Origin of the sequence: Pantoea sp. R13S299, from assembly GCF_048515925.1 — a bacterium.
GTDB lineage: Bacteria > Pseudomonadota > Gammaproteobacteria > Enterobacterales > Enterobacteriaceae > Pantoea.
Genome location: NZ_JBLYEF010000001.1, coordinates 335,116 through 347,924, shown reverse-complemented (window position 1 = coordinate 347,924; position 12,809 = coordinate 335,116). Strand labels below are relative to the sequence as shown.

Below are 12,809 nucleotides of genomic sequence, written 5' to 3'. Positions count from 1 at the left end.
ACGAAAAGCAGGGGTATACTTGTAAACTATATTTTTTTATTTTGGTTTACAACTCCGATGACTACCCCTGTTTTCTCCTCAGATGATGCCCGTTTTGACCGCCAGCATATCTGGCATCCCTACACCTCAATGCAGGATCCACTGCCCTGTTACCCGGTGGTTGCCGCGCAGGGTTTTCAGCTGCAGCTGGCCGATGGCCGTGAGCTGGTCGATGGGATGTCATCGTGGTGGGCGGCAATCCACGGCTACAACCATCCGCGCCTGAACCGGGCGCTGACGGAGCAGGTCACACAGATGTCGCACGTGATGTTTGGCGGAATTACCCATCCGGCGGCGGTAGCCCTTTGCAGGAAGCTGGTGGCGATGACGCCAGAGCCGCTGGAGTGTGTCTTCCTGGCCGATTCTGGCTCGGTGGCGGTGGAAGTGTCGATGAAGATGGCGCTGCAGTACTGGCTGGGACGCGGTGAAACACGCCAGCAGTTCCTGACGCTGAAGCGCGGCTATCACGGCGATACCTTTGCGGCGATGTCGGTGTGCGATCCTGATAACTCGATGCACAGCCTGTGGCGCGGCTATCTGCCCGAACACCACTTTGCAGCGGCTCCGGCCTGCGGCTTTGATGATGAATGGGACGAGCGCCATTTCGATGATTTTGCCCGGCTGATTGAACAACATCACCGGCAGCTGGCGGCGGTGATCCTGGAGCCGATTGTGCAGGGTGCGGGCGGCATGCGTTTCTACCATCCGCGTTATCTGCAGCAGGTGCGGGAAGCCTGCGATCGCTATGGCGTGCTGCTGATTGCGGATGAGATCGCCACCGGGTTTGGCCGCACCGGCAAACTCTTTGCCTGTGAACACGCGGGTATTACCCCGGATATTCTCTGCGTCGGCAAGGCGTTGACCGGCGGCATGATGACGCTGGCGGCGACCCTGACCACCCGCGACGTCGCTGACACCATCAGCCGCAGCGCGGCGGGCTGTTTTATGCATGGCCCGACCTTTATGGGCAATCCGCTGGCCTGCGCGGTCGCGGCAGAGAGCCTGACTATGCTGACGGAAGGTCACTGGCAGCATCAGGTGGCCGCAATCGAACAGCAACTGCGGGCTGAGCTGCTGCCGCTGCGCAGCTCCCCACAGGTGGCCGATGTGCGCGTGCTGGGAGCAATTGGCGTGGTGGAAACTCATCAGGCGGTCAACATGGCGGCGCTGCAGCAGTTCTTTGTTGAACAGGGCGTCTGGATCCGGCCATTCGGTCGGCTGATCTACCTGATGCCGCCCTACATCATTACGCCAAAAGCGCTGAGTCAGCTGGTGCAGGCGATTGGCGGCGCGCTGGAACATTCGCAACATTTTGCCGCCTGAAGCGGGCTGACCGCTGGCACTGGTGGCGCTTTTGGTTATGATGAAAGGCTATTCGTCGACAAGTGAGGAGATGTGATGCGCGTTTTTAGTCAGGATTTTAATGACGGCGAGAAGATGCCTGAAAAGCATGTTTTCAACGGCATGGGTTATCAGGGTGAAAATATCTCTCCCCATCTTGCCTGGGAAGCGGCACCGGAAGGCACCAAAAGTTTTGTGGTGACCTGCTACGATCCTGATGCACCTACCGGTTCCGGCTGGTGGCACTGGGTGGTGGCGAATATTCCGGCCAGCACCACGTCACTGCCGCAGGGTGCCGGTTCCGGCAAAGCGTCACTGCCAGCAGGCGCAATCCAGACCCGTACCGATTTCGGTCAGGCGGGCTACGGTGGTGCAGCGCCACCACAGGGCGAAACCCATCGCTACATTTTCACCGTGCATGCGCTGGATGTGGAGACGATTGAGGTGGATGAAGGCGCCAGTGGCGCAATGGTCGGCTTTAATGTGCATTTCCATGCACTGGCGAGCGCCTCGCTGACCGTGAATTATCAGTAATTCAGTCCGCCTCTCCCACCCGGGAGAGGCGTTTTTCGTAGTGCCGTTACGCCTGCAGCGGGTGAATCACAACCCACATCGGGCCCTGCCCTACCGCATAACGTCCAAGCGGCTGTAACAACCCTTTCGGTTCGCTAATCGCATACACTTCGATGTGATGAGATTTCTGTCCCGCCGCCACCAGATAGCGTCCGCTGTGATCGATATTGAATCCGCGCGGCTGCGTTTCCGTCGGCTGGAACCCTTCCAGGTTCAGCTCATCGCCCAGTTCGCTGACGCTGAAGATCGCCAGCGTACTACTGGTGCGATCGCAGGCGTAGAGAAAACGGCCATCTGGCGTCAGGTGAATATCGGCTGCCCAGCGCGTCCCGCTGAAATCAGGCGGCATCATATCCAGCGTCTGCACGCTTTCTGCTTCGCCTTCACCCGTATTTAATGCCCAGACCTCAACCGTGCTGTCGAGTTCGTTGACGCAGTAAGCGAACTGGCCGCCCGGATGGAACTGCATATGACGCGGGCCTGCGCCTTCCACCGTCGTGACCTGCGCCTGTTTACGTGGCGTCAGCTGACCATCGGCACCGAGCGTAAACAGACAGATACGGTCCTGCTTCAGCGCCGGCACATAAAGGGTCTTATTGTCAGTGTCGATATTGGCCGAGTGGCAGCCATCCAGACCGTTGATGACCTGCAGCGGAGCCTGCGGAATGCCGTCATCGCCAATCGGGCTGACGCTGACGCAGGCATCATTGTAGGAGCCGCAGAACAGGAACCGGCCCTCGCGATCGGTGGAAATGTGGGTCGGACTGCCGGGCAGCGGTGCCTGACCGGCTTCGGTCAGCGTGCCATCGGCGGCAATCTTAAACGCCAGCACGCGAAAATTGGGACGCACGCCGACATAGAGAAAATCGCGTTTCGGACTCACCACCATCGGCTGAACCTGGCCGGCGACATCGATTACCTGAAGCAACGTCAGCGCACCCTCATCATTCATCTGCCAGACGTGAATCTGCTGGCTCTCGGGACTGGCGGTGTAGACAACCTGTTTCATGCATTCTCCTTTTTTTGCTGCCTGATCATATCTGTGAATCACTGTAGCGCGTTTTATTACCCTACGCTGGAATCATTTGTGCCCTGTTTTTTGTCTCCGGACCGTGGTCAGGTGTAGACTTCAGCCCCTGCAAACCTGGAAAAACGTGAGGATTAATGAGCTACCGTGTAATTGCCCTCGACCTCGACGGCACGCTGCTGACCCCAGCCAAAACGATTCTGCCGCAGTCAATCGACGCGCTAAACCAGGCCCGCCAGGCGGGTATTCATGTCGCGATCGTGACCGGACGCCATCACTGCGCTATCCACCCTTTTTATCAGGCATTACAACTGGATACACCCGCAATCTGCTGTAATGGCACCTACCTGTATGATTACCAGGCAAAAAAAGTGCTGTCATCCGATCCCCTGGACCCGCAGCTGGCGTTACAGGTGATTGAGATGCTGGACCAGCAGCAGATTCACGGATTGCTCTACGTGGATGATGCGATGCTCTATCAGACGCCGACCGGTCACGTGATGCGCACTCTGAAGTGGGCCGAATCGCTGCCCGCCCATCAGCGTCCGCTGTTCCGCCAGGTGCCCGACTTAGCCCAGGCGGCGCGTGAGGCCGGTTCAATCTGGAAGTTCGCCCTGTCGCACGACAATCACGAGGAGCTGCAGCAGTTCGCCACCCGTGCCGAAGCAGAGCTGGGGCTGGCCTGCGAATGGTCATGGCACGATCAGGTCGATATCGCCAAAGGTGGCAACAGCAAAGGCAAGCGTCTGGCGCAGTGGGTTGAATCGCTGGGCCTGAACATGTCCGATGTGATCGCGTTCGGGGATAACTACAACGATCTCAGCATGCTGGAAACGGCCGGACTGGGTGTGGCGATGGGCAATGCCGATGACGCGATCAAAGCGCGAGCGAAAATGGTGATCGGCACCAACCTTGAACCCGGTATTGCCGATACCCTCCGTCAGTACGTGTTGTAATCAGGGCGTCACTGAGACGCTTTTGATCTGGGCATAGAGCCACTGATCCGGCCGGATGCCCAGCTCATCGCGCGCCCACGGCGTAATGCGCGCCCAGAGTTCGCTGATGCCGATGCGCAGCTTCACCTCCACCTGATCCCCGACCTCCAGCAGCTCCACCACCTGGGCCGGTAAAATGTTGCGGATGGAGCTGTGTTGCGGCGGTTGCAGCGCCAGCGAGACATCGGAAGAGGCGATGCGAATACGCAGCGGGGTTTTAACCGGCTGATTCACCCGGCTGACCCAGATGTGCTGATCGCCCAGCGACAGCGCGGTCATCGGGTAGTCGGGATGCTGCTCAAGCACCAGTACCCGCAGCACGCTGGTCAGTTCGCTCACCGGCAGCCACGGCCGCATTGCGCTGCTGCTCCAGACACGCTCCAGCGGACCAAAGGCTTTGACCTTGCCTGCATCCAGCACCAGCACGTTATCCGCCAGATGCAGAATTTCATCGAGACTGTGCGAAACGTAAAGCATCGGAATATCGACCTGCTTCGCCAGCTTTTGCAGATACGGCATCAGCTCGCGTTTGCGCGGCAGATCCAGCGACGCCAGCGGCTCATCCAGCAACAGCATATCCGGTGCGGTGAGCAGCGCACGGCCAATCGCGACCCGCTGCTTTTCCCCGCCCGACAGCGACAGCGGAAAGCGTGGCAGCAGTGCCTCCAGACCCAGCAGCGACACCAGGCTGTCGAACTGCGCTTTCATCGACGGGGCCATGCCATATTGCAGGTTGCCACGCACCCGATAGTGCGGAAACAGCCGCGCATCCTGAAACACATAACCGATGCGCCGTTTTTCCGGCGGCAGCGCAATCTTCTGCTCTGCATCAAACAACAGACGATCGTTAAGCTGGATCCGTCCCCGCTGCGGCTGGGTCAGTCCGCTGATCGCGTTGATCAATGAGGTTTTACCGGCACCGGAGACACCGAAAATGGCGGTGATCCCTTTGGCCGGGATCTGAAGGTCGATCTCCAGCTGATGATCGCCCTGCTGCTGCATAAAGTTGAGTGATAGCATCAGCTTCCCATCCGCTTACGGCCTGCGCGAGCCAGCCACTCCGACGCCAGCAGTGACGCCAGCGCCAGCACGATTGCGATAACGCAGAGCCGCGCCGCCGCCCCTTCCGCGCCGGGTGTCTCTATCAGGGTAAACATCGCCAGCGGAAGCGTACGCGTCTCGCCAGGAATATTGGAAACGAAGGTGATCGTGGCACCGAATTCGCCCAGCGAACGGGCAAACGCCAGCACCGTGCCGACGATCACGCCCGGCAGTGTCAGCGGCAGCGTGATGGTGAAAAAGACCCGCCAGCGTCCGGCACCCAGCGTGCGCGCCGCCTGCTCCAGCCGGATATCCACCGCCTCCAGCGCCAGTCGGATGGCGCGCACCATCAGCGGAAACGCGATCACAGCAGACGCCAGTGCCGCGCCGCGCCAGCTGAAAGCAAAGCTGAAGCCAAACCAGTCAAAAAGCTTTTCGCCAATGATGCCGCGCCGGCCCAGGCTAATCAGCAGCAGATAGCCCACCACCACCGGTGGCAGCACCAGCGGCAGGTGGATAAGGCTGTCGAGCAGCGCTTTGCCGGGAAAACGGCAGCGCACCAGAATCCAGGCCATCAGGATGCCAAACGGCAGACTGCCCAGCACGGCTATGCCAGAGACTTTGAGGCTAAGGACTACCGCCTGCCATTCGGGATCGCTGAGTATCATTTCGTCGGTGTGAATCCGTAATGTTTGAAGATAGCCGCGGCCTGCGGTCCTTTCAGATAATCATAAAACGCGTTAACAGCAGCATTGTCGTGATCGTTCACGATCGCCATCGGATACTCCACCGGTTTATGGCTGTCTGCCGGAAAACGTCCCACCACCTGCACTTTGTCGCTGACGACCGCGTCCGAACCATAGACAATGCCATAAGGCGTTTCGTTACGCTCGACCAGCGCCAGCGCCGCGCGCACATTATTGGCCGGGGCGAGTGACGGTTCAACGCTTTCCCAGGCACCCAGCTTCTGCAGCGCCTCTTTAGCATAAATGCCCGCCGGAACGTGGTCCGGATCGCCCACCGCCAGACGTTCACCGTGCAGCAGGGTTTTCCAGTCGGTCTGTTTGTCCAGCGTCACCGCTTTAGCTGCGGCACTGCGAGGCGCAATCAGCACCAGATCGTTACCCAGCAGGGTATACCGAGTGCGGGTGATGACGCTTTTTTTCGCCACCGCATCATCCATCCACTGCTGATCGGCTGAGATAAACAGGTCAGCAGGCGCACCCTGCTCAAGCTGGCGCGCCAGCGTTGAAGAGGAGGCAAATGAGGAAACCACCGTCACGCCCTTTTCTTCTTTGTAGCGGCTGGCAATATCCTGCATCGCGTTAGTCAGTGACGCTGCGGCAAACACGGTAATGTTGTCGTCGGCCACAGCCTTCCCGGCCAGCGAAACGGTGATCAGCGCCGCTGCGCCCCAGCGATAGTGTTTAAATGACATGATGTTCTCCGGCTATTCGTTGTGTAGCGGATAATATAGCGAAATGTCAGAGAGGTTCAGTAAATTATCGGCAGGGGGAACAAAAGGTTAAATCCGGGGAGGCAAAAACGACCACGCCCGCACAGATGGCGGGCGTGGCAGAAATTAATTGTGCGATCGGGCTGAGGATTTTTCGTCGCGATGACCAATTTTAGAGATGACGTTAAATACTTCACCCAGGCCATAAATCATACCCAGCATCAGCGCCATCACCACAGGCACCATCAGTACGGCGACGGCGAGGCTTTTCAGTAATTCCAGCATGGAGAGTCTCACTCTGCTAACAAAAAAGTGATTGTAACGGGTCAGGAAAATTTTGCGCAGCCCTTTTCGTGCTTTTACTTTGGTCACAAAACGCCGCTATCATCGGCCCTTCGCCTTAACCCTTTGCCGGAGCCGTCATGGAAGCCGAACTGTCCCTTCATATTCGTTTACAACAGAAACTGTTTGCCGATCCACGGCGTATTGAGCTGCTGAAACGCGTACAGCAGACCGGGTCGATCAGTCAGGGGGCGAAGCTGGCCGGAATCAGCTACAAAAGTGCCTGGGATGCGATTAATGAGATGAACCAGATGGCGGATGAAACGCTGGTGGCGCGGGCTACGGGCGGTAAAGGCGGCGGCGGCGCGACGCTGACCCGCTACGGTGAACGCCTGATCCAGCTGTTCCAGCTGATGGAGCAGATCCAGCAGAAAGCTTTTGATGCGCTGCAGCAGGATACGCTGCCGCTCGACAGTCTGCTGGCGGCCATCGCCCGCTTCTCTCTGCAGACCAGCGCCCGCAACCAGCTGTTTGGCACCGTGGTCAGCAACGATGCGCAGCAGGTGGTTCAGCATCTGATGATTCAGCTGGCCGATGGCGTCACGCAGCTCAACGTCGCGCTGACTCAGCGCAGCGCCGATCGACTGCAACTTGCTACGGGTAAAGAGGTGCTGGTGCTGATTAAGGCACCGTGGATCCGCATCAGCCGTGACTTTGCAGAGGAGGACAATCAGCTGGCGGCCACGGTCAGTGCCATCGAACCCGGCGAGCAGATGAGCGAAGTGCTGATGCAGCTCGCCAGCGGCGAAACCCTGTGCGCCACCCTGAGCAACGATCAGTTGCAACAGCTGACGCTGCAGCCGGGCGACGCCGTGATTGCCAGTTTTAACGCGGAAAATGCCATCGTCGCCACCCTGCTCTAGCGGTTGATTTGACTTCAGTACGGGCAATGGTTACAACTCAGTGACACGATGCAGAAAATGGAACAGATCATGGCTTCATTGCAGATTTTGCAAGGCACGTTTCGTCTTAGCGATACCCGGATACTGAACCTGAATCAGGTGGAACTGCAGCGCGGCGAAAGCTGGGCTTTTGTCGGGGCCAACGGCAGCGGTAAATCCTCACTGGCGCGCGCGCTTTCCGGTGAACTTCCGCCGCTGGCCGGTTCCGTCAGCAGCGATTTCAGACGGCCGGTCCGGCTGTCGCTGGAGCAGTTACAGACGCTGGTGGCGCAGGAGTGGCAGCGCAACAACACCGATATGCTCAGCGAAGGCGAAGAGGATACCGGGCTGACCGTAGCAGAGGTGATTCAGGCGGAGGTGCAGCAGCCCGATCGCTGTGAACAGCTTGCCCGGCAGTTTGGCATTGAACCGCTGTTGTCCCGTCGCTTCAAATATCTCTCGACCGGCGAAACCCGCAAAACCCTGCTCTGTCAGGCTTTAATGAACGAGCCAGATTTGCTGATTCTGGATGAGCCGTTCGACGGACTGGATGTGGCGTCACGCGCCAGCCTGACCGACATGCTGCGCAGCCTGCAGCATCCGGCGTTTACCCTGGTGCTGGTGCTCAATCGCTTTGACGATATTCCCGATTTCATTCAGCAGGTTGGCGTGCTGGCAGAGTGTACCCTTACCCACAGCGGGCCGCGTCAGGCCATTTTAACGGAAGCGCTGGTGGCGCAGCTGGCACACAGTGAACAGCTGATGGGAATGGCATTACCCGAAGCGGATGCACCGGATCAGCTGCCCTCACTGGCGGATGATGCGCCGCGCGTTATCCTGCGCAATGGGACGGTCTCGTACAACGATAAGCCGGTGATTCAGGGGCTGAACTGGCAGGTCAATGCCGGCGAGCACTGGCAGATTATCGGCCCGAACGGTGCCGGAAAATCGACCCTGTTAAGCCTGGTGACCGGCGATCATCCGCAGGGTTACAGCAATGATTTAACGCTGTTTGGCCGTCGTCGCGGCAGTGGCGAAACCATCTGGGATATCAAGCAGCATATTGGCTATGTCAGCAGCAGTCTGCATCTCGATTACCGCGTCAGCACCAACGTGCGAACGGTCATCCTGTCGGGCTTCTTCGACTCCATCGGTCTCTATCAGGCGGCATCTGATCGGCAAAAGGCGCTGGCACAGCAGTGGCTGACGCTGCTGGGAATGGATAACCGGCTGGGCGATGCGCCGTTCCACTCGCTCTCCTGGGGACAACAGCGTCTGATGCTGATTGCCCGCGCGCTGGTTAAGCATCCGACGCTGCTGATTCTGGATGAGCCACTGCAGGGACTCGACCCGATTAACCGCCAGCTGGTGCGGCGCTTTGTCGATGTGCTGATTGGCGAGGGACGCACTCAGCTACTGTTCGTTTCGCATCATGCCGAAGATGCGCCCGCCTGCATCACGCATCGCCTGAGCTTTATTCCCACTGAGGGCGGCTACGCCTTTCAGCAGGAAACGCTGCGCTAAAACGTTCTTAACCCGCCCTCCACGCCGCTGCCGCGGCGTTTTAAAGCACCTCCGTGTAAGCGCTACCATTCCTCCCTGCCTTTCATCCTCTGAAAACGCACGCAATGCCACCAAATAAGAATATTCAGCTTGTGTAAACGATACCATTTATCCAGACTTGATCACGCTTTCGGGCGCGCTGTTGTGCTACTTTTTACCGATGCCTCTTTGGCTTTTGACGCTTACCAGGATCTCACATGGAAAAATTCAACCCGGTCGATCACCCGCATCGCCGTTACAATCCACTGATTGATCAATGGATTTTAGTCTCACCTCATCGGGCCAAACGTCCGTGGCAAGGCGCGCAGGAAACTCCGGCGGTCAATACCTTACCGGCGCACGATCCGGACTGCTTCCTGTGCGCCGGAAACACCCGCATCACCGGCGATAAAAACCCGGACTATCCTGGCACCTACGTCTTCACCAACGACTTTGCCGCACTGATGACCGACACGCCTGACGCGCCCGAGAGCGACGATATCCTGATGCGCTGTGAAAGCGCACGCGGCACCAGTCGGGTCATCTGCTTCTCGCCCGATCACAGCAAAACCCTGCCGGAGATGTCACTGAGCGCGCTGGAAGAAGTGGTGCGCACCTGGCAGGCGCAGACCGCCGATCTGGGTCAGCACTATCCGTGGGTGCAGGTGTTTGAGAACAAAGGCGCGGCGATGGGCTGTTCCAACCCGCATCCGCACGGTCAGATCTGGGCCAACAGCTTCCTGCCGAATGAAGCGCAGCGCGAAGATGATCATCAGCGCGACTATTTCGCTAAACAGGGTTCGCCGATGCTGGTCGATTACCTGGCGCGCGAACTGCAGGATGGCAGCCGCACCGTGGTGGAAACCGAACACTGGCTGGCCGTGGTGCCGTGGTGGGCCGCCTGGCCATTTGAAACGCTGCTGCTGCCGAAAGCGCACGTTAAACAGCTGACCGATCTCAGTGAAGCGCAGAGTGCCGATCTGGCAAAAGCCATTAAGCTGCTGACCAGCCGCTACGACAACCTGTTCCAGTGCTCCTTCCCCTACTCCATGGGCTGGCACGGCGCGCCGTTTAACGGCGAAGCCAACGATCACTGGCAGCTGCACGCTCACTTCTATCCACCGCTGCTGCGCTCAGCAACGGTTCGTAAATTTATGGTTGGCTATGAAATGCTGGCCGAAACCCAACGCGATTTAACGGCGGAACAGGCGGCGGAACGTCTGCGTTCTGTCAGCGACGTTCACTTCCGTGAGGCACAACAATGAGCTTAAAAACCATCACGCAGCAGCTTTTCTCTGACACCTTCGGTTACGCTGCCACGCATACTATTCAGGCACCGGGCCGCGTTAACCTGATTGGCGAGCACACCGACTATAACGACGGCTTCGTGCTGCCGTGCGCCATTGACTACCAGACGGTGATCGCCTGTGCCCGCCGTGACGACCGCCAGATTCGCGTGGTCGCTGCCGATTATGAGAATGCGCAGGACACCTTCTCGCTGGACGAAGAGATCGTCAGCGTGCAGGAACCGATGTGGGCCAACTATGTGCGCGGCGTGGTGAAACATCTGCAGAAGCGCCATGCTGATTTCGGCGGCATCGATATGGTGATCAGCGGCAATGTGCCACAGGGCGCGGGCCTCAGTTCATCCGCCTCGCTGGAAGTCGCGGTCGGCACCGTGGTGCAGCAGCTCTATAACCTGCCGCTGGATGGCGCAGCCATCGCGGTGAATGGTCAGGAAGCGGAGAACCAGTTTGTCGGCTGTAACTGCGGCATCATGGACCAGCTGATCTCCGCGCTGGGCCAGAAAGATCACGCCATGCTGCTCGACTGCCGTACGCTGGGCACGCGTCCGGTGTCGATGCCTGAAGATATCGCGGTGGTGATCATCAACTCCAACTTCCGTCGTACTCTGGTCGGCAGCGAATACAACACCCGCCGCGAGCAGTGTGAAGCGGGCGCGCGTTTCTTCAATAAGAAAGCGCTGCGTGACGTTGAACTGGCTGAGTTTGAAGCGGCGCAGGCGCAGCTCGACCCGCAGGTGGCAAAACGCGTGCGTCACGTTCTGACCGAAAACGCCCGTACCCTTGAAGCGGCCGATGCGCTGACTCAGGGCGACCTGACCCGTATGGGCCAGCTGATGGCCGAATCACACGCCTCTATGCGTGACGATTTCGAAATCACCGTGCCGCCAATTGATACGCTGGTTGAGATCGTGAAAGCACAGATCGGTGAGCGCGGCGGCGTCCGCATGACCGGCGGTGGCTTTGGTGGCTGCATCGTGGCGCTGATGCCACTGGACCTCGTCGATCAGGTCAAAGCCGCCGTTGCGGAACAGTATGAAGCCGCAACCGGCATCAAAGAGACCTTCTACGTCTGCAAAGCCTCTGAAGGAGCCGGCCAATGCTGAATGACGTCAACTCCCATGCGCCCGACGGTCAGCCGTGGCGCATAACGGTGCTGCGCAATGCCAACGGCATGCTGGTGACCTTTATGGACTGGGGCGCGACCTGGCTCTCCGCCCGCGTGCCAATGCAGGATGGTACAGTGCGTGAAACGCTGCTCGGCTGCGCTACGCCCTCTGACTATCTGCATCAGGATGCCTATCTGGGCGCTACGGTAGGCCGTTATGCCAACCGCATCGCCGGGGCAAAACTCAATAAACTGAACCGCCAGCTGGTACCGAACCAGGGCGCACATCAGCTGCATGGCGGGCCAGAAGGCTTTGATAAACGCCGCTGGCAGATTGTCAGCCAGTCCGACAGCGAAGTGCACTACCGCATCGATTCACCGGATGGCGATCAGGGCTATCCGGGCAATCTGATTGCCGACGTGCGCTATCAGCTGGATGACCAGAACTGCCTGAGCATCAGCTACGAAGCGCGCTGTGATCAGCCCTGCCCGGTCAATCTGACTAACCATGCTTACTTTAACCTTGATGCGCATCATGGCGACGCCCGCCAGCATCGCTTACAACTGCACGCCGACCAGTATCTGCCCGTCGACAGCCAAGGCATTCCGAATGCGCCGCTGAAAGCGGTTGCCGATACCAGCTTTGATTTCCGCACGGCCAAAGTGGTGGCGCAGGATTTCCTGGCAGACGACGACCAGCGCGCGGTGAAGGGCTATGACCATGCGTTCCTGCTCAACAGCGCAGGCGACAGCAGTCAGCCTGCGGCGGAACTCTGGTCGGAAGATGGCAAATTACAGCTCAGCGTGACCACCTCGGCCCCGGCGTTGCAGTTCTACTCCGGCAACTACCTGGCGGGCACCCGTGCCCGTGAGCAGGCGAGCTATAATGCATTTCAGGGCATTGCGCTGGAGAGTGAATTTTTACCGGATTCGCCTAATCACGCTGAGTGGCCTCAGCCTGATTGCTGGCTGCAGCCGGGAGATCGCTGGGAATCGGTGACGCGTTATCGCTTCACGCCACGCTGAGCCTCCGGCTGAAAAACGCGCAGTGCGTCACACACAGGCTTACGCGCTGCCCGCTTTTCCGTTATGGTATGGCGCAATCAGCTCGTGTATCAGGCGGGCAGCAGCAGGTTTCCAATCTCACAGAAACATCACAG

The 12,809-nt window shown here is 58.8% G+C and carries 13 protein-coding genes; 8 read left to right on the top strand and 5 right to left on the bottom strand.

Annotated features, from left to right (window positions below):
* The first annotated feature begins 57 nt into the window (after positions 1-57).
* Together bioA and ACN1CO_RS01765 are read left to right on the top strand one after the other, a co-directional pair.
* Complete coding sequence (bioA, locus tag ACN1CO_RS01770) at positions 58-1,362, top strand: adenosylmethionine--8-amino-7-oxononanoate transaminase (protein ID WP_419137203.1); 1,305 nt, start codon at positions 58-60, stop codon at positions 1,360-1,362.
* Positions 1,363-1,437: 75 nt separating this feature from the next.
* A complete protein-coding gene (locus tag ACN1CO_RS01765) occupies positions 1,438-1,914 on the top strand; it encodes a kinase inhibitor (RefSeq protein WP_013357177.1) in 477 nt (158 codons plus the stop codon).
* A 46-nt stretch (positions 1,915-1,960) separates the two neighbouring features.
* Here the strand turns inward: ACN1CO_RS01765 and pgl are convergent, their stop codons facing one another.
* A complete protein-coding gene (gene pgl, locus ACN1CO_RS01760; protein WP_419137201.1) occupies positions 1,961-2,962 on the bottom strand; it encodes a 6-phosphogluconolactonase in 1,002 nt (333 codons plus the stop codon).
* 155 nt (positions 2,963-3,117) lie between these two features.
* Here pgl and ACN1CO_RS01755 point away from each other — a divergent pair, with 155 nt between their 5' ends.
* Positions 3,118-3,936, top strand: coding sequence for a pyridoxal phosphatase (locus ACN1CO_RS01755; protein ID WP_419137199.1), 819 nt, complete (start codon positions 3,118-3,120; stop codon positions 3,934-3,936).
* Here the strand turns inward: ACN1CO_RS01755 and modC are convergent, their stop codons facing one another.
* The 4 genes from modC to ACN1CO_RS01735 all read right to left on the bottom strand — a co-directional run bounded on the left by modC (position 3,937) and on the right by ACN1CO_RS01735 (position 6,757).
* On the bottom strand, positions 3,937-4,995 hold the full coding sequence (gene modC / locus ACN1CO_RS01750) for a molybdenum ABC transporter ATP-binding protein ModC (protein ID WP_283545934.1): 1,059 nt from the start codon (positions 4,993-4,995) through the stop codon (positions 3,937-3,939).
* Positions 4,995-5,684 carry a molybdate ABC transporter permease subunit gene (gene modB / locus ACN1CO_RS01745; RefSeq protein WP_419137196.1) on the bottom strand — a complete coding sequence of 230 codons (690 nt, stop codon included), beginning with the start codon at positions 5,682-5,684 and terminating at the stop codon, positions 4,995-4,997. Before modB ends, modC begins: the two co-directional genes overlap by 1 nt.
* A complete protein-coding gene (modA, locus tag ACN1CO_RS01740) occupies positions 5,681-6,454 on the bottom strand; it encodes a molybdate ABC transporter substrate-binding protein (RefSeq protein ID WP_419137194.1) in 774 nt (257 codons plus the stop codon). Before modA ends, modB begins: the two co-directional genes overlap by 4 nt.
* A 144-nt stretch (positions 6,455-6,598) precedes the next feature.
* Positions 6,599-6,757 carry an AcrZ family multidrug efflux pump-associated protein gene (locus ACN1CO_RS01735; protein WP_283545937.1) on the bottom strand — a complete coding sequence of 53 codons (159 nt, stop codon included), beginning with the start codon at positions 6,755-6,757 and terminating at the stop codon, positions 6,599-6,601.
* Positions 6,758-6,894: 137 nt separating this feature from the next.
* Here ACN1CO_RS01735 and modE point away from each other — a divergent pair, with 137 nt between their 5' ends.
* The 5 genes from modE (at position 6,895) to galM (ending at position 12,675) form a co-directional block, all read left to right on the top strand.
* Entirely contained in the window at positions 6,895-7,677 is a 783-nt protein-coding gene (gene modE / locus ACN1CO_RS01730; RefSeq protein ID WP_419137191.1) for a molybdenum-dependent transcriptional regulator, read from the top strand.
* A gap of 69 nt (positions 7,678-7,746) precedes the next feature.
* Positions 7,747-9,219, top strand: a complete 1,473-nt coding sequence (gene modF, locus ACN1CO_RS01725; protein WP_419137189.1) for a molybdate ABC transporter ATP-binding protein ModF — start codon at positions 7,747-7,749, stop codon at positions 9,217-9,219.
* A 236-nt stretch (positions 9,220-9,455) separates the two neighbouring features.
* Positions 9,456-10,502, top strand: coding sequence for a galactose-1-phosphate uridylyltransferase (gene galT, locus ACN1CO_RS01720; protein ID WP_191921993.1), 1,047 nt, complete (start codon positions 9,456-9,458; stop codon positions 10,500-10,502).
* The gene (gene galK, locus ACN1CO_RS01715; protein ID WP_191921992.1) at positions 10,499-11,647 is read left to right on the top strand and encodes a galactokinase; all 1,149 of its coding nucleotides are present in this window, start codon (positions 10,499-10,501) and stop codon (positions 11,645-11,647) included. Before galT ends, galK begins: the two co-directional genes overlap by 4 nt.
* Positions 11,641-12,675, top strand: a complete 1,035-nt coding sequence (gene galM / locus ACN1CO_RS01710) for a galactose-1-epimerase (RefSeq protein WP_419137186.1) — start codon at positions 11,641-11,643, stop codon at positions 12,673-12,675. Before galK ends, galM begins: the two co-directional genes overlap by 7 nt.
* Positions 12,676-12,809 lie beyond the last annotated feature (134 nt).